Below are 14,443 nucleotides of genomic sequence, written 5' to 3'. Positions count from 1 at the left end.
GGGTCAGAAGGGGCTTGACGAGGCGGCGGAGCAGTCGATCCACGGGCCCTCTGCGACCCGCCCTCGTGGGCGCGGGATGGTAGCCCCATCGGGGGGTCAGCCGCTATGCCCTTCCCGGTACTCGAGGGCCCGAACAGACTGGCGACGCCGGCACGCATTCATTCCCCACTCGATCCTGGAAGGGACAGACGATGTCGAACATCGATCCCGCTTCACCTCCGTTCGGAGACGGCGCCGCGAACTTCGGCGCGACCGAGACCCCCATCGACAGCGGGGCGCACGTCGCCTCCACGGACACCTCCTCCGGCTCCTCCTCGGGCGGCACGGCCGACTCCGCGAAGGAGAAGGCGAGCGCCGCCGCGGGCACCGCCAAGGACCAGGCCGGCGCCGTCGCCGGCGACGCCAAGCAGGCCGCGAGCGAAGTGCTCTCGACCGGCAAGGACGAGGCCGCCAACGTGGTCCAGGAGGCCAAGGTCCAGGTCAAGGACCTCTACGACCAGAGCCGCACCCAGCTCACCGAGCAGGCCCACGCCCAGAAGGAGAACGCCGCCAAGGGCGCCCGCGCCTTCAGTGACGACCTGACCGCGCTGGCCAACGGCGAGGGCGGCAGCGACAACGCCGCCGCGAAGCTCGTCTCCCAGGCAGCCACCCGCGTGCAGGGTGTGGCCTCGTGGCTCGAGAACCGCGACCCGTCCGAGCTCCTCGACGACGTCCGCGCGTTCGCCCGCCGCCGCCCGGGTGCCTTCATCCTCATCGCCGCGGCGACGGGACTCGTCGGCGGGCGCCTCATCCGCGCCCTGACCGCCGAGGCGAAGGACGAGAAGGAGGCGACGAGCACCCGCACCGACGGGCCCGAGTTCGACGCCCCCGCCTCGACCACCGCGTACTCCGACGCCTCCGCGTACGACGCGCCCGTCGCGTCCGCCTACGGCACCGTCGGATCGAGCTCCCTCGAGCGCGACTACGCGCCGACCGAGCCCGTCGCCGACCCGCTCGACGGCGGCTTCCCGAACGGCGGCCGGCTGTGACCGACCCGACGGGCGTCCACCGCTCGACGGAGACGCCCGACCAGCGGGCCGGGTCGACGTCGCTGGGCGATCTGCTCGGCGAGGTCTCGCGCGACCTCTCCACCCTGATCCGCCAGGAGATGGCCCTCGCCAAGGCCGAGCTCAAGGAGTCCGCCGGCAAGGCGGGCAAGGGAGCGGGCCTCCTCGGCGGGGCGGGGTACGCCGCGCTGATGGCCGTGCTCTTCCTCTCGATCGCCCTCTGGTGGGGCCTGGGCACTCTGATCGGCAACGGCTGGTCCGGAGTGGTCGTGGCCGTCATCTGGGCGATCGTGGCCGCGATCCTCTACGCGGTGGGCCGCAAGAGCCTGAAGCAGGTCGACGGCGCTCCCGAGACGGTCGACTCCCTCAAGAAGATTCCCGACACCCTCAAGCCGAACGGGGCAGGACGATGACGTACGACGCAGGACAGAACAAGACACCCGAGGAGATCCGGGCGGACATCGAGCGCACGCGCCTCGAGCTCGGCGGAGACGTCGACGCGCTGGCCGAGAAGGTCAGCCCGTCCGCCATCGCGCAGCGTCAGACCGACAAGGTCAAGTCGGCCGTGGGCTCCGTCCGCGACCGCGTGATGGGCTCGGCGCACGACGCCTCCGACTCGCTCTCGAGCGGTGCGGGCTCGGCCAAGGCCAAGGCCAAGGGCAACCCGTTCGCCGTGGGGCTCATCGCCCTCGGCGCCGGACTCCTCGTCGCCTCGCTCATCCCCGCTTCCAGCAAGGAGAAGGAGGCGGCGAGCCGCGTCAAGGAGCAGGCCCAGCCGGTCGTCGACAAGGTGACCGACGCGGCCAAGGAGGCGGCGAGCGAGCTCCGCGAGCCCGCGCAGCAGGCCTTCGCCTCCGTCAAGGAGACCGCGACCGACGCCGCGCAGAACGTCAAGGAGGCGGGCACCTCCGCCACCGACGACGTGAAGGACTCGGCCCGCGAGGCCAAGCACGCCGTCCAGGAGGACGTGCAGCACTGATGCGTCGGCGCTGACAGGGCGGCGGGCCTCCGGGCCCGCCGCCCTTCGTCGTGCCGCCGGGAATACACCGCCGCCCGCGCTCCTTGCCCTCCGTATGCGATCGATCGTCTACTCCCGCACCGGTGACTCCTCCGTCCTCTCCCTCGTCGACCGGGAGGAGCGGGCGCCGGGCGCCGGCGAGGTCCGCGTCCGCGTCCTGGCGTCGGGCGTGAATCCGACCGACTGGAAGGCACGCGCCGACGGCGACCTCGCGTTCGACGAGGTCGTCCCGAACCAGGACGGCGCCGGTGTCGTCGAGGCGGTCGGCGAGGGCGTCGAGGGCCTGACCGTCGGCGACCGGGTCTGGATGTACCTCTCCGCGCACCGCCGCCCCACCGGCACCGCGCAGGAGTCGGCGGTGCTCGCCACCGAGCACGTCGTGCGCCTGCCCGAGGGCGTCGGCACCGACGTCGCCGCGAGCCTCGGCGTCCCCGCGATGACCGCCCACCGCGCCCTCACCGTGCACGAGCACGGCCCCTCCCGCCTCGCGCCCGGCGCCCTCGCCGGCCGCACCGTCCTGGTCCAGGGCGGCGCCGGAGCCGTCGGGCACGCCGCGATCCAGCTCGCGGTCTGGGCCGGGGCGACCGTCATCGCGACGGTGAGCAGCGACTCCAAGGAGCGGCTCGCCCGTGCGGCCGGCGCGCAGCACGTGCTGCAGTACCCGGACGACGCGCTCGCCGACCGGATCCGCGAGCTCGCCCCCGAGGGCGTCCAGCACGTGGTCGAGGTCGCCCCGGCTCAGAACGCCGCGCTCGACGTCGAGGTGCTCGCCAACCACGGCAGCATCGGGTACTACGCGAACAACAACGGCGACGAGTTCGTCGTGCCGATCGTCGCGAGCTTCGCGAAGAACGCCCGGTGGCAGGGCCTGCTGCTCTACACGGTGGGCGAAGAGGCGCTGCAGGCCGCGGCCGAGGACATCACCGCGGCGCTCGCCGACGGCGCGCTCCCGGTGGGCGAGGAGGCGGGCCTCCCGCTGACCTGGTTCCCGCTCGAGGAGACCGCGGCCGCCCACGACGCGGTCGAGCAGGGAGCGACGGGCAAGGTGCTCATCCGCGTCGCCGACTGACCGGGAGGGCTCGCCTCCGATCGACGACCGGCCGGATCATCCCCGGAGCGGGGGTGAGCCCGGGACGGTCGAGCGGTCGGCCAGGCCGGCCACGAGCTCGGCGAGCGCCTCCTCGGCCGTGCGGGTCGGCGCCCAGCCGAGCTCGGCGCGGGCGCGCTCGGTCGACATCACCGGGACGTTGCCCGCGATGTCGAGCCAGCCCGCGTCGGTGCGCTGCAGGCGCAGGTGCCAGGTCGCGGTGACGACGGAGCGGAGCAGCCCGAACGGCACCGTGACCAGGCGGGCGCCGAAGGCGTGCGCCAGCCGCTCCGGAGTGAGGACCGGCTCGGCCGCGATGTTGAAGGCCCCGCCGGCGCGCCGGTCGAGCGCGCGCCAGAAGGCGTCGGCCACGTCGTCGGCGTGCACGCCCTGGAAGACGATGCTCCGCGGCAGCGGCAGGACCGGGATCCGGACCGCCTTCAGCCACCGCGTCGGGTAGTGGGGACCGGCGAAGAGCCCGGCGATCTCCGTCGCCGCTCCGCGCTGGAAGACGAGCCCCGGGCGCAGGCGCGTGACGACGATCTCGGGGTGCCGCTCCTCGAAGGCGTCGAGCTGCCGCTCGTTCGCGGCCTTGTGGCGGCTGTAGGTCGAGGTGTGCAGGCCGCCCGTGGGCCAGTCCTCGGTCACCCGGATCGACTTCGGCGCCGCGCTGTAGGCACCCACGGACGAGGCGACGGCGACCTGGCCGACTCCCGCGGCGGCAACTGCCTCAAGCACGGCCGCGGTGCCTCCGACGTCGACCAGCCGCTGGAACGGCTCGTCGTGGCTGGGCTGCAGCGCCCAGGCGAGGTGCACGACGGCGTCGACGCCGGCGAAGGCCTCGCGGAGCCGCCGCGGGGCGACGCTCGACGCGAGGTCGATCTCGACCCAGCGCACGTCGCGGTACTCCTCCGAGCGGAGCCGAGGGGCCCGGCGGGCGATGCCCACGATCTCCTCCACCCCGGCTTCGCCGTGCAGGCGCCGCAGCAGCGCCGTCCCCAGGTTGCCGGTCGCCCCGACGATCGCGATCCGCATGGCGTCATCCCTCCGGGAGCGGCGTACGCCGACCCCCTCCTCCGACGCTAGGCAGGGGCGCCGCCGCGGAGGAGCCGCTTGACAGCGGGCACGACGGGACGCTCGCCGGCGGCCGGCGGGGTGAACGCTCCTCCCCAGGGTGGATGCGGCCTAGACCACGGCGGGAGCGGGCGCATCCCCCCGCGCGGCCGGCCGCCGATCCCTAGCCTGGGACGATGCTGCCGACACCGCCCCGCCGCGTCCTCCCCGTGCGACACGAGGTCGAGGGCGTCACGCTGCGGACGGTCGACACCGGTCCGGCCGGAGCGGGCGCGGTGTTCGTCCTGATCCACGGGATCGGGATGTCGCACCACACCTTCTCGCCGCTCGCCGCCCGCCTGAAGCGGCACGGCCGGATGATCGGCGTCGACCTCGCCGGCTTCGGCGCGAATGCGCGCCCGCGGCGGAGGATCGGCCTCGAGGACCACGCGCGGCAGGTCGAGCAGGTCCTCCGCGGACTGGGCGTCTCGCGCGCGGTCGTCGTCGGGCACTCGATGGGGTCGCAGGTGGCGGTCGAGCTGGGGCTGCGCGCGCCCGGCCTGGTCGACGGCGCGGTGCTCATCGGGCCGGTGGTGGATCCGCAGCGGCCCGGAGCGGTCCGCCAGGGGCTCGCGCTGCTGCGGGACTGCCTCGGCGAGCCGGTGGGCGTCGACGCGATCCTGCTGGCCGACTACCTGCGCGGCGGCCTGCGCTGGTACCTGCGCCAGCTGCCCGAGATGCTGCGGCATCCGGTGCAGGAGCGCGTCGCCCGGCTGGAGGTGCCGGTCCTCGTCGCCCGCGGCCTCGACGATCCGATCGCCACCCGTGACTGGTGCGAGCGGCTCACGGCCCACGCGCGCGAGGGGCGGCTCGTCGAGTTCGCCGGCTCGCGCCACGTCGTCCCCCGCACCGAGCCCGGAGCGCTCGCCCGCGAGATCCTCCGCTTCGCCGCCGCGCTCGGCGAGAGGCCCGCCGCCCCGCTGCCCCTCCGGTCGGAGCCGGCGGCATGAGCCGGCTCCGGCGCCTGGTCCGCGACGCCGTCTGGTGGATCCGCGACTACGCCTACGCCGTCGCCTGGCAGGTGCGCGGCGTCCTCTCGCGCCGCGCCCCGGACGACTACCTCGACGGCGACCGGCGGCCCGTCGTGGTCCTCCCGGGGATCTGGGAGACCTGGTCCTTCCTCCGCCCGATCATCGATCCGCTGCACGAGCGCGGGCACCCTCTCCACGTGCTGACGAGCCTCGGCCGCAACGGCCGCCCGGTCGCCCGGACAGCCGAGGACGTGGCCGCCTACCTCGCCGAGCACGGGCTCCGCGACGTGGTGATCGTCGCCCACAGCAAGGGCGGACTGATCGGCAAGTACGTGATGACCGAGCTCGACCCGGACGGCCGGGTCGACCGGATGGTCGCCGTGGCGACCCCGTTCGGCGGCTCCCGCTACGCGCCCTACCTGGTCCTCCGGAGCCTGCGCGCCTTCTCGCCGCGCGACGCCACGACCCTGCTGCTGTCGAGCCGCTCCGGAGCGAACGCGCGGATCACCTCCGTGTTCGGCCTCTTCGATCCGCACATCCCCGAGGGCAGCATGCTCGAGGGCGCGGTCAACGTCCGGATCGAGACCGGCGGGCACTTCCGCATCCTGAGCGACCCCGAGACGCTCACCGCGGTCGTCACGGCGGTCTCGGCGGAGGAGCGCGCCGACGGAGAGGCGCCCTGACGACGGCGGAACCCCTGACGACTCCGTAGCAACCCGCGTCGCCGCGGCGGAACCCCCTGGCGCCTCCGGCCCGCGAGGCGGAGCGTGGAGTCATGCCCGCCTCCTCCACCGGCCCGACCGAGCTCCTCCTCGTCCGCCACGGCGAGAGCCTCGCCAACATCGCGGCGAGCGCCGCCGAGGCCTCGGGGGCGCACGAGATCGCCGTCGACCGCCGCGACCCCGACGTCGAGCTCTCCCCCGCCGGCGAGGAGCAGGCCCGCGCGCTCGGCCGCAGGCTGGCCGAGGAGGCGCGGCCCGCCTCCGCCTGGACGTCGCCCTACCGCCGCGCCTCCGCCACCGCGCGTCTCGCCCTCGGCGAGGCCGGCATCGACCTGCGGCTTCGCCCCGACGAGCGCCTGCGCGACCGCGACCTCGGCGTCACCGACCGCCTCACCTCCGCCGGCGTGCGGGCCCGGATGCCCGAGGAGGCGGCGCGGCGCGAGTGGCTCGGCAAGTTCTACTACCGGCCGCCGGGAGGCGAGGCCTGGACGGACCTCGCACTCCGCGTCCGCGCCTTCGTCGACCACCTCGCCGTCGCCGCGCCTCCCGGGCCGGCGATCCTCTTCTGCCACGACGCGGTCGTCCTCGTCCTCCGCTACGTCCTCGAGGGCCTCTCCGAGCACGAGCTGCTCGACATCGGCGCCTCGACGCCCGTCGCCAACGGCTCCGTCACCCGTCTCGTCCGCGACGGCGACGCGTGGCGCCTCGAGCTCTTCAACCGCACGTCCCACCTCGAGCGCTCCGGCGCACCCGTCACCCGGCACGACGACCGCGCGGCCGGAGAAGGAGACCCTCATGAGTGACCTCGTCTCCAGCGCCCTGCTCGAGCAGCGCTGGCCCCTCCCGGAGCCCGGAGGCTCGAAGCACTCCCGCGGCGACGTGGTCGTCGTCGGCGGCGCCCGCAAGACGCCCGGCGCCGCGATCCTCGCGGGGATCGCCGCGCTGCGGACCGGCGCGGGTCGCATCACGCTCTGCGTCGCCGAGTCGGTCGCGTCGGCCACCGCGGTCGCCCTGCCGGAGTGCGGAGTGGTCCCGCTCGCGGAAACGCGCACCGGCTCCGTCTCGGGCCGCGGGCTCGACGTCCTGGCCGGCGAACTCTCCTCCGCCGACGTCGCCCTGATCGGACCCGGCCTGGACGACCCGCGCGCGACCGCCGCGACCCTCCGTGCCCTCGCTCCGCTCCTCGACGACGTGCCGGCCGTGCACCTCGACGCCTTCCCGCTCGGAGTCCTGCCCGGGCAGCGCCGTCTCGCGCGGAGGCTCGCGGGCAGGCTCCTGCTGACCCCGAACTCGGAGGAGGCGTCCCGCCTCCTCGGCGAGGAGGTCGACGACGTCGAGCGGGCCGCCCTCGCTGTCGCCGAGCGCTACGGCGCGGTGGTGAGCCTGTTCAACGCGATCGCCTCGCCCGACGGCGACGCGGTGCGGATCGAGGGCGAGCACCCCGGGCTGGCCACCGCGGGCAGCGGCGACGTGCTCGCCGGAGCGACGGCGGGCCTGCGCGGGCGCGGCGTCGATCCGATGGGCGCGGCCGCGTGGGGCGCATTCCTGCACACGGAGGCGGACTCGCGCCTCTCCGCGCGGATCGGCCCGGCCGGGTACCTCGCGAGCGAGATCCCGGGGGAGTTCCCGCGCGTGCTGGCGGGCTGAGCGGCGCGGGTGCGCTGAGGACGGCAGTCGTTCCGAGGCGGGCCGGCGGTGCGAGCGCCCCGGACCGAGCCGGCGGCGTGAGCGGCGGCGATCACCGTGACCGCGGCGTCGACCTCAGTGCGCGACGTCGGCGACCGAGAACGCCACTCCCGGCGTGATCAGGATCGAGGTCTCGCGGGGCTCGCCCTCGCCCTGGTTCACCGTGATCCAGCGCGACGCGGAGCCGTCCAGGGCGCGGTCGATGCTCTCGCGCACCTCCGCGGCCGACGTCTCGCTCAGGCTGAACGGCGCTCCGCCGTAGATGATCTCGACGCGCTTCACAGCATGCTCTCCTCGCTCTGACGGGCGGTCCCGTGGGGCTCCTCGCTGATCCGCAGCCCGTGCGCCGTGTGCGAGTCGGCGAGCAGCTGTCGGATCCAGTCCGGGTTGATGTTCGGGGCACGGCCGCCGTGGTACTTGAAGCGCAACGGGATGGCGGGGTGCAGCCAGATCGAGGTGCGTCCGTCGCCGACCGCCTGCGAGTCCTTCCACGAGAAGTAGAAGGACTCGTTGCGCGCGAGCTTCGAGCCGATCACGATCTGCAGGTGCGCCAGCAGACGGTCGTCGAAGTCGGCCTCGAGGGTCGAGTCGTAGATCAGTCGCCCCATCAGGCGGTTCTCCGTTCGGGAAGTCGCCCGTCCGCGAAGGATCGGGCGGAGTCGTGAGTGTCGATCCTACCGGCGCCCCGGATGCTCACCAGGAGTCGTCCTCGCCGTGGAAGTGCGGGATCTCGGTGTCGACGGCGGAGAGGGGCCCGGCGTCGCCGTCCTCCTCGGCCACGGGGTGCGAGACGCCCAGGCGGGCCGTCTCGCGGGTGAAGCGCTCGACGAGCTCCTCGTCGAGCAGCTCCTCGGCTCCGTCGTCCTCGGACTCCGAGAACAGCTGGCTCGCCGGTCCGATCAGCAGCGCCGCCCGTCCGGGCCGGCCGGACTCCTGGCGGATCGGGATGTCGACCGTGATCGACCCCTTGGTGAGCGCCAGCGCCTCCGCGTAGGCCAGCAGTGACCGCGCGATGGCGGTACCCGTCAGCACGGAGCTGCCGGCGTAGTGGATGCGTTCCATGCCTCCTTCCTACTCCTCGGGCGGCCGCCCGGTCAGCGGTTGCGCAGTCGAGGCGGGGAGCGCTAGCGCCGCGTCGATCCGGCGGTCGAGCGCGTCGCGGACGGCCGGCCACTCGGCCGCGAGGATCGAGTGGACGGCCGTGTCGCGCCACGAGCCGTCGGCCCGGCGCTGGTCGTGGCGGAGCACCCCCTCGAACACGGCGCCGAGGCGGAGGATCGCGGCCCGCGAGCGCGCGTTCACCGCATCCGCCTGGAGCTTCACCCGCTCGTAGCCGCTGTCGAAGGCGAGCCCGAGCACCAGCCGCTTCGCCTCCGGGTTCACGACGGTGCCCCACGTCTCGGGCGCGTAGGCCGTCCAGCCGAGGTGGGCAGCCTCGCGCGTCTCGTCGAAGTCGGCCAGCGAGGTCGTGCCGACGACGCGCCCCTCCTGCAGCACGGCGAACGGCAGGCCCGTGCCCCAGGGGTAGTAGCGGTCGACGAAGGCGCGGAACTCCTCCGGGGTGCCGGGGAGGCCGGCGGGTCCTCCTCCGTAGCCGCCGGCGAACACCTCCGGATGCCCGATCGCCCGCCCGAGCGGCTCGACGTGGTCGGCGGCGAGCGGCTCGAGGACGATCGAGCGGCCGACGAGCGTGACGGGACCGGGGCGGCGGGGACTGCTCATGCGATCAGTGTGGGGCACCGTGCCAGCATGGCTCCATGAGCACCGCCGCGCTGTTCGAGTCCGCCGCCGCCGCCCTCGTCGGCCTGCTCGCGCAGGTGCGGGACGACCAGTGGGAGCAGCCGGGGCTCGGCATCTGGGACGTCCGCGGCCTCGCGGGCCACGCGTCGCGGGCGGTGCTGACGGTCGAGGCGTACCTCCTCGCTCCGGAGCCGCCCGAGCCGACCATCGAGGACGCGCTCGACTACTACGCCGCGCTGGCCGGGAACGTCGCCGACCCCGCGGCGGTGGCGCGGCGCGGGGTCGAGGCGGGGCTGCTGCTCGGCGACAGGCCGGCTCAGGCGCTGGCGGAGGCGGCGGGCCGCGCGGTCGAGCTGGTCGCCGCCCAGCGTCCCGGCCGCCTCGTCGCCGTGGGCGGCCACGCGATCGAGCTGGACGAGTACCTCCGGACCCGACTGCTCGAGCTGGTCGTGCACACGCTCGACCTCTCGCGGGCCACCGGGATCCCGCACGTGCTGCCCGCCGAAGCCGTCGAGGCGTGCTGCGCGCTGACCGGTGGGCTGGCCGCTCGAGCCGGACGCGGCGAGGAGCTCCTGCTCGCGCTGAGCGGGCGGGAGCCCCTCGCCGCGGGGTTCTCGGTGGTGTGAGGGCGCCGGCCCTCCGGCTGCGGGTTCTGCGCGGTGCCGGTCCTCAGGCCACGGCGAGAGCGGCGACCGGCGACACCTTCGTGGCGCGGCGGGCGGGCAGCACGGCCGAGACGACCGTGATCACGACACCGACCACGAGCACCGCCACCAGGATCGGCACCGGGACGGTCGGCGGGATCAGTCCGATGCCCGGCAGCGAGCCGAACACCGAGATCGCGCCGCACCAGCCGTAGACGATCCCGAGCACGATGCCGAGCACCGCGGCAGCGATGATCATCTGCGCCGCCTCGAGCACCACCATCGACCGCACCTGCGAGCCGGTGAAGCCGAGCGCGCGGAGCAGGCCCAGCTCGCGCCGGCGCTGCAGCACGCTGAGCGACAGCGTGTTGACCATCCCGACGGCGGCCAGGACGACCGAGAAGCCGAGCAGGACGCTCATCACCGCGGTGCTCACCTGGATGAACTGCTCGAACGCCGCGATCACCTCGGGGTTCGTCTCACCCGAGCGCTCCATGATCGTGCCGAAGGTGGCGGCGGCGACCGCGAACATCGTGACCAGCGACACTCCGATGACCAGTCCGATGACGGCGCGGGCGCTGCGCGCCGGATTGCGGACGGCGTTGGCGGACGCCAGTCGGGCGACGGGGCCCCGGCCGAAGGCGCGGCCCACGAGGGCCGTGAGCGGAGGGAGCAGGACGGGCGCCCCGAGGATCACGCCGGTGAAGGACGCCATGCCTCCGACGAGCCCGAGCAGGACGCCGCCGGGGTTGGCGAGCCCGAGGACCACGCCGGCGGCGAGTAGCAGCGCGCCGATCACGACGAAGACGATCGCGGTGACGTTGCGGGCGGTGCGGCCGCGCAGCTCCTCGTAGCGGGGCTCGGCGGAGGATCCGGCGGCCTGCGACGGCGCGACCGCGAGCACGCGGCGCGATCCGGACCACGAGGCGATGACCGTCGAGGCGACCACGGCGATCAGCGGCAGCACGAGGCCGGGCGAGACGAGCGGGTAGTCGAAGCGGGGCAGGGTGCCGCTCCGGATGGCGAGCTCCGCGGCGAGCGCCACGAGAGCGACGCCGGCGACCAGGCCGATCGCCGCTCCGAGGAGCCCCTGCAGGAGGCCCGTGCGGACGATCCCGCTGCGCAGCGACCGGCCGGAGGCGCCGAGCAGGCGCAGCAGGGCGATCTCGCGGGTGCGCCCGGCGATGACGGTCGAGACCGCGTTGGCCGTGACGATCCCGCCCACGAACACCGCGATGCCGAAGAAGACGGCGCCGACCATCCCGAGCATGAGGGCGACCTGGCCGATGCCGTCGATCCCCGCTGCCGCGAAGGCCGCGACCATGTCGGCGATGACCTGCACCAGCACGGCGCCGAACGCCGCGGCGAGTGCGGCGACGGTGACGATGGCGCCCCCGCCCTGGCTCGAGCCCGTGCGCACGCCGCTCACGCCGCGCCCTCCATCGTGAGCATCGCGCGCGAGATCTCCTCGGCGCTCATCCCGCGGCGGTCGTCGACGACGGCCCCGTCGCGGAGGAAGACGATGCGGTCGGCGTAGGCCGCCGCGATCGGGTCGTGGGTGACCATGGCGATCGACTGGCCGTACTCGCGGGTGGAGGCCCGGAGCAGGCTGAGGACCTCGCGGCCGGTGCGCGAGTCCAGGTTGCCGGTGGGCTCGTCGGCGAAGATCAGCTGCGGCCGGGTGGCGAGGGCGCGGGCGATCGCCACGCGCTGCTGCTGCCCGCCCGAGAGCTCATGGGGCCGGTGCGTGAGGCGCTCGCGAAGCCCGAGGGACTCGATCAGCCGGGCGATCCACTGCTCCTCGTCGCCGGTCACGGAGCGGCCGTCGAGCTCGAACGGGAGGCGGATGTTTCCGCGCACGTCGAGCGTGGGGACGAGGTTGAAGGCCTGGAAGACGAAGCCGACGCTGCGGCGGCGGAGCACGGTCAGCTCGGCGTCGCTCATCGAGGTGATCTCGGCGTCCCCGAGGAACACGCGGCCGGAGGAGGCGGTGTCAAGGCCGGCGAGGACGTGCATGAGCGTCGACTTGCCGGATCCGCTGGGGCCCATCACCGCGGTGAACTCGCCCCGCTCGATCGAGAGCGTGACGTCGTCGAGGGCGACGACGGGCGGCGTGCTGCCGTAGAGCTTGCGCACGCCCTCGACGCGCGCCACGACGGAGGAGGTCTGGTTCTGCATGTCCTCGACGCTACGGAGGCACCCGTGTCGCCGGCGTCGTCCGCAGTGGCTCGCGGCGTCATCCCTCCGGCGGACCCGCGGTGGTCCTGCGGGGTCAGCGGGGCCGGAGCCCCGCCCGGCGGAGGGCGAGGGCCGCCAGCGCGGCGGTGACGGCGGGGTCACCGGTCCGCCAGCCCGCGGCGGCCTCCGGGTGCGCGGCGAGGATGTCGCGGGGGGACGCCTGGGTGAGCGCGCGCAGGGCCAGCAGCTCGGTTCCGCCGCCGGTCGAGCCGAGGGCGCGCAGCTCGGCGGTCCGGCGGGCGAAGCGGAGCCGGGGCCGGAGCCAGAGCACGGCCAGGAGCAGGAGCGGGAGGCCCCCGACGGCGAGCCCGGCGACCACGGCCAGGGCGCTCGCGAGCTGCTGCTGGTCGCGTCCGGCGGCGGCCAGCACGGAGCCGGCCCCGCTCGCCTCGTCGAACGGCGCGCGCACGGCGTCGCCGAGCAGGGGGATGCCGCCGAGGGTGGTCCCGGCGTCGCTCATGGTCGAGCCGAAGCCGCTGCCGGCGCTCTCGAGCCGCCGGCCGATCTCGGCCAGGCCGGCGATCAGCGAGCCGACCGCGATCCCCGCGGCGATCGCCACGACGGCCACGCCGAGAGCGAGGGCGTCGGCCAGGATCTGCCGCGCGCGGACGGCCGGGAGGTCGGCGTAGATCTGCATGCGCCGATTATCCGGCGCGCTCGGCGGCGGGCGTGTTCACAACGGAGGGAGGATTCGTCCAGAGGGCTCCGGATCCGCGTCACTCCGCGAGGTCACCGAGGTTCTTCCTCCGTTGTGACCACGTCGGCCGCCTCCGAGAGGGCTGCCCGGCCCGGCTCCTCGCCGCCTCTAGTCGAGCAGGTCGTGCAGCACGACGACCTGCTCGCGCTCCGGGCCGACGCCGATCGCCGAGAACCGGGCGCCGCTCATCGCCTCGAGCGCGCGCACGTAGTCCTGCGCGGTCTGCGGCAGATCCGAGAACTCGCGGCAGCCGGAGATGTCCTCCTGCCAGCCGGGGAACTCCTCGTAGATCGGCTTCGCGTGGTGGAAGTCGCTCTGCGAGACCGGGACCTCGTCGTGGCGCACGCCGTCGACGTCGTAGGCGACGCAGACGGGGATGGCCTCGAGGCCCGAGAGCACGTCGAGCTTGGTGAGGACGAAGTCGGTGACCCCGTTGATCCGCGCCGAGTATCGGGCGATCGGGGCGTCGTACCAGCCGCAGCGGCGCGGGCGGCCGGTCGTGGTGCCGAACTCGAAGCCCTGCCGGCGGAGGTACTCGCCCCACTCGTCGAAGAGCTCGGTCGGGAACGGTCCGGCGCCGACGCGGGTCGTGTACGCCTTGATGACCGCGATGACGCGGTCGATGCGGTTCGGCGCGACTCCGGAGCCGGTGGCCGCTCCTCCCGAGGTCGCGTTGGAGGAGGTGACGAACGGGTAGGTGCCGTGGTCGACGTCGAGCATCGTGGCCTGGCCGGCCTCGAACAGCACCGTCCTGCCGGCGTCGAGCGCCTGCGAGAGGATCAGCGACGTGTCGGCGACCATCGGGCGGAGGCGCTCGGTGTACTGCAGCAGGTCCTCCAGCACCTGCTCGACCAGGATCGCGCGGCGGTTGTAGACCTTCACCAGCAGGTGGTTCTTCTGGTCGAGGGCGCCCTCGACCTTCTGACGGAGGATGTTCTCGTCGAAGAGGTCCTGGATGCGGATGCCGACGCGGTTGATCTTGTCGGCGTACGCCGGGCCGATGCCGCGGCCGGTGGTGCCGATCTGGCGCTTGCCGAGAAAGCGCTCCGTCACCTTGTCGAGGGTGCGGTGGTAGCTGGTGATGACGTGCGCGTTGGCGCTGACGAGCAGCTTCGACACGTCGACGCCGCGCGCGCTCAGCGCCTCGAGCTCGTGGAACAGCACCTCGATGTCGACGACGACGCCGTTCGCGATGACCGGGACGACGCCCGGGGTGAGGATGCCGGAGGGGAGCAGGTGCAGGGCGTACTTCTCGTCGCCCACCACGACGGTGTGCCCGGCGTTGTTGCCGCCGTTGAACTTCACGACGTAGTCGACGCGGCTGCCGAGGAGGTCGGTGGCGCGTCCCTTGCCCTCGTCGCCCCACTGGGCGCCGGTGATGACGATTGCTGGCATGGCGTGTCCTTCTCGACGGGAGGGGGGGCCGAGGCGATCGGAGCGGCGGTGGCGGCTCCGAGTGCGACGACGGCGAGGAGGCTTGC

At 74.2% G+C, this 14,443-nt stretch carries 18 protein-coding genes; 9 read left to right on the top strand and 9 right to left on the bottom strand.

The window, feature by feature from the left end:
- Positions 1–191 precede the first annotated feature (191 nt).
- The 4 genes from C5C53_RS14025 to C5C53_RS14010 all read left to right on the top strand — a co-directional run bounded on the left by C5C53_RS14025 (position 192) and on the right by C5C53_RS14010 (position 3,133).
- Positions 192–1,028, top strand: coding sequence for a hypothetical protein (locus C5C53_RS14025; protein ID WP_104225698.1), 837 nt, complete (start codon positions 192–194; stop codon positions 1,026–1,028).
- Complete coding sequence (locus C5C53_RS14020) at positions 1,025–1,459, top strand: phage holin family protein (RefSeq protein ID WP_104222767.1); 435 nt, start codon at positions 1,025–1,027, stop codon at positions 1,457–1,459. Before C5C53_RS14025 ends, C5C53_RS14020 begins: the two co-directional genes overlap by 4 nt.
- The gene (locus C5C53_RS14015) at positions 1,456–2,025 is read left to right on the top strand and encodes a DUF3618 domain-containing protein (RefSeq protein WP_104267805.1); all 570 of its coding nucleotides are present in this window, start codon (positions 1,456–1,458) and stop codon (positions 2,023–2,025) included. The genes C5C53_RS14020 and C5C53_RS14015 overlap by 4 nt, the downstream gene beginning before the upstream one ends.
- 94 nt (positions 2,026–2,119) lie before the next feature.
- Positions 2,120–3,133, top strand: a complete 1,014-nt coding sequence (locus tag C5C53_RS14010) for an NADPH:quinone reductase (protein ID WP_104234273.1) — start codon at positions 2,120–2,122, stop codon at positions 3,131–3,133.
- A 36-nt stretch (positions 3,134–3,169) separates the two neighbouring features.
- Here the strand turns inward: C5C53_RS14010 and C5C53_RS14005 are convergent, their stop codons facing one another.
- Positions 3,170–4,186, bottom strand: a complete 1,017-nt coding sequence (locus C5C53_RS14005; protein WP_104222770.1) for an NAD-dependent epimerase/dehydratase family protein — start codon at positions 4,184–4,186, stop codon at positions 3,170–3,172.
- Positions 4,187–4,401: 215 nt separating this feature from the next.
- Between C5C53_RS14005 and C5C53_RS14000 the strand changes: the two genes are divergently transcribed.
- The 4 genes from C5C53_RS14000 to C5C53_RS13985 all read left to right on the top strand — a co-directional run bounded on the left by C5C53_RS14000 (position 4,402) and on the right by C5C53_RS13985 (position 7,604).
- Positions 4,402–5,214: an alpha/beta fold hydrolase gene (locus C5C53_RS14000; protein WP_104267804.1), complete on the top strand. Its 813-nt coding sequence runs from the start codon at positions 4,402–4,404 to the stop codon at positions 5,212–5,214.
- Positions 5,211–5,918, top strand: a complete 708-nt coding sequence (locus C5C53_RS13995; RefSeq protein ID WP_104239324.1) for a triacylglycerol lipase — start codon at positions 5,211–5,213, stop codon at positions 5,916–5,918. Before C5C53_RS14000 ends, C5C53_RS13995 begins: the two co-directional genes overlap by 4 nt.
- 92 nt (positions 5,919–6,010) lie before the next feature.
- Positions 6,011–6,760 (top strand): histidine phosphatase family protein, encoded by a 750-nt coding sequence (locus tag C5C53_RS13990; protein WP_104267803.1) that lies wholly within the window; start codon positions 6,011–6,013, stop codon positions 6,758–6,760.
- Positions 6,753–7,604: an NAD(P)H-hydrate dehydratase gene (locus C5C53_RS13985; protein WP_104267802.1), complete on the top strand. Its 852-nt coding sequence runs from the start codon at positions 6,753–6,755 to the stop codon at positions 7,602–7,604. The genes C5C53_RS13990 and C5C53_RS13985 overlap by 8 nt, the downstream gene beginning before the upstream one ends.
- A 114-nt stretch (positions 7,605–7,718) precedes the next feature.
- Here the strand turns inward: C5C53_RS13985 and C5C53_RS13980 are convergent, their stop codons facing one another.
- The 4 genes from C5C53_RS13980 to C5C53_RS13965 all read right to left on the bottom strand — a co-directional run bounded on the left by C5C53_RS13980 (position 7,719) and on the right by C5C53_RS13965 (position 9,365).
- Complete coding sequence (locus C5C53_RS13980) at positions 7,719–7,925, bottom strand: hypothetical protein (RefSeq protein ID WP_104222775.1); 207 nt, start codon at positions 7,923–7,925, stop codon at positions 7,719–7,721.
- Positions 7,922–8,251 carry an ATP-dependent DNA ligase gene (locus C5C53_RS13975; protein ID WP_104222776.1) on the bottom strand — a complete coding sequence of 110 codons (330 nt, stop codon included), beginning with the start codon at positions 8,249–8,251 and terminating at the stop codon, positions 7,922–7,924. Before C5C53_RS13975 ends, C5C53_RS13980 begins: the two co-directional genes overlap by 4 nt.
- Before the next feature lie 85 nt (positions 8,252–8,336).
- A complete protein-coding gene (locus C5C53_RS13970) occupies positions 8,337–8,705 on the bottom strand; it encodes a hypothetical protein (RefSeq protein ID WP_104250672.1) in 369 nt (122 codons plus the stop codon).
- A 9-nt stretch (positions 8,706–8,714) separates the two neighbouring features.
- Complete coding sequence (locus C5C53_RS13965) at positions 8,715–9,365, bottom strand: GNAT family N-acetyltransferase (protein ID WP_104267801.1); 651 nt, start codon at positions 9,363–9,365, stop codon at positions 8,715–8,717.
- Between the two features lie 35 nt (positions 9,366–9,400).
- Between C5C53_RS13965 and C5C53_RS13960 the strand changes: the two genes are divergently transcribed.
- Positions 9,401–10,009 (top strand): maleylpyruvate isomerase N-terminal domain-containing protein, encoded by a 609-nt coding sequence (locus C5C53_RS13960; RefSeq protein WP_104267800.1) that lies wholly within the window; start codon positions 9,401–9,403, stop codon positions 10,007–10,009.
- 43 nt (positions 10,010–10,052) lie between these two features.
- Here C5C53_RS13960 and C5C53_RS13955 read toward each other — a convergent pair whose 3' ends face one another.
- The 4 genes from C5C53_RS13955 to C5C53_RS13940 all read right to left on the bottom strand — a co-directional run bounded on the left by C5C53_RS13955 (position 10,053) and on the right by C5C53_RS13940 (position 14,357).
- Positions 10,053–11,456: an FtsX-like permease family protein gene (locus tag C5C53_RS13955; RefSeq protein ID WP_258075432.1), complete on the bottom strand. Its 1,404-nt coding sequence runs from the start codon at positions 11,454–11,456 to the stop codon at positions 10,053–10,055.
- The gene (locus C5C53_RS13950) at positions 11,453–12,205 is read right to left on the bottom strand and encodes an ABC transporter ATP-binding protein (RefSeq protein WP_104222781.1); all 753 of its coding nucleotides are present in this window, start codon (positions 12,203–12,205) and stop codon (positions 11,453–11,455) included. The genes C5C53_RS13955 and C5C53_RS13950 overlap by 4 nt, the downstream gene beginning before the upstream one ends.
- Positions 12,206–12,299: 94 nt before the next feature.
- Positions 12,300–12,902, bottom strand: a complete 603-nt coding sequence (locus C5C53_RS13945) for a hypothetical protein (protein WP_104225708.1) — start codon at positions 12,900–12,902, stop codon at positions 12,300–12,302.
- 168 nt (positions 12,903–13,070) lie between these two features.
- The gene (locus C5C53_RS13940) at positions 13,071–14,357 is read right to left on the bottom strand and encodes an adenylosuccinate synthase (RefSeq protein ID WP_104267799.1); all 1,287 of its coding nucleotides are present in this window, start codon (positions 14,355–14,357) and stop codon (positions 13,071–13,073) included.
- Positions 14,358–14,443: the final 86 nt, after the last annotated feature.

Origin of the sequence: Rathayibacter sp. AY1E3 (genome assembly GCF_002932235.1) — a bacterium.
Lineage (GTDB): Bacteria > Actinomycetota > Actinomycetes > Actinomycetales > Microbacteriaceae > Rathayibacter.
Note: the sequence above shows the minus strand (reverse complement) of the source record. Positions and strands in the feature narration are given on the sequence as shown.

What these genes read in the sequence shown, in the direction of transcription:
- C5C53_RS14025 (WP_104225698.1), top strand. Translation starts at nt 192, where the DNA reads ATGTCGAACATCGATCCCGCTTCACCTCCGTTCGGAGACGGCGCCGCG.
- C5C53_RS14015 (WP_104267805.1), top strand. Translation starts at nt 1,456, where the DNA reads ATGACGTACGACGCAGGACAGAACAAGACACCCGAGGAGATCCGGGCG.
- C5C53_RS14010 (WP_104234273.1), top strand. Translation starts at nt 2,120, where the DNA reads ATGCGATCGATCGTCTACTCCCGCACCGGTGACTCCTCCGTCCTCTCC.
- C5C53_RS14005 (WP_104222770.1), bottom strand. Translation starts at nt 4,186, where the DNA reads ATGCGGATCGCGATCGTCGGGGCGACCGGCAACCTGGGGACGGCGCTG.
- C5C53_RS14000 (WP_104267804.1), top strand. Translation starts at nt 4,402, where the DNA reads ATGCTGCCGACACCGCCCCGCCGCGTCCTCCCCGTGCGACACGAGGTC.
- C5C53_RS13995 (WP_104239324.1), top strand. Translation starts at nt 5,211, where the DNA reads ATGAGCCGGCTCCGGCGCCTGGTCCGCGACGCCGTCTGGTGGATCCGC.
- C5C53_RS13990 (WP_104267803.1), top strand. Translation starts at nt 6,011, where the DNA reads ATGCCCGCCTCCTCCACCGGCCCGACCGAGCTCCTCCTCGTCCGCCAC.
- C5C53_RS13985 (WP_104267802.1), top strand. Translation starts at nt 6,753, where the DNA reads ATGAGTGACCTCGTCTCCAGCGCCCTGCTCGAGCAGCGCTGGCCCCTC.
- C5C53_RS13975 (WP_104222776.1), bottom strand. Translation starts at nt 8,251, where the DNA reads ATGGGGCGACTGATCTACGACTCGACCCTCGAGGCCGACTTCGACGAC.
- C5C53_RS13970 (WP_104250672.1), bottom strand. Translation starts at nt 8,705, where the DNA reads ATGGAACGCATCCACTACGCCGGCAGCTCCGTGCTGACGGGTACCGCC.
- C5C53_RS13965 (WP_104267801.1), bottom strand. Translation starts at nt 9,365, where the DNA reads ATGAGCAGTCCCCGCCGCCCCGGTCCCGTCACGCTCGTCGGCCGCTCG.
- C5C53_RS13960 (WP_104267800.1), top strand. Translation starts at nt 9,401, where the DNA reads ATGAGCACCGCCGCGCTGTTCGAGTCCGCCGCCGCCGCCCTCGTCGGC.
- C5C53_RS13950 (WP_104222781.1), bottom strand. Translation starts at nt 12,205, where the DNA reads ATGCAGAACCAGACCTCCTCCGTCGTGGCGCGCGTCGAGGGCGTGCGC.
- C5C53_RS13945 (WP_104225708.1), bottom strand. Translation starts at nt 12,902, where the DNA reads ATGCAGATCTACGCCGACCTCCCGGCCGTCCGCGCGCGGCAGATCCTG.
- C5C53_RS13940 (WP_104267799.1), bottom strand. Translation starts at nt 14,357, where the DNA reads ATGCCAGCAATCGTCATCACCGGCGCCCAGTGGGGCGACGAGGGCAAG.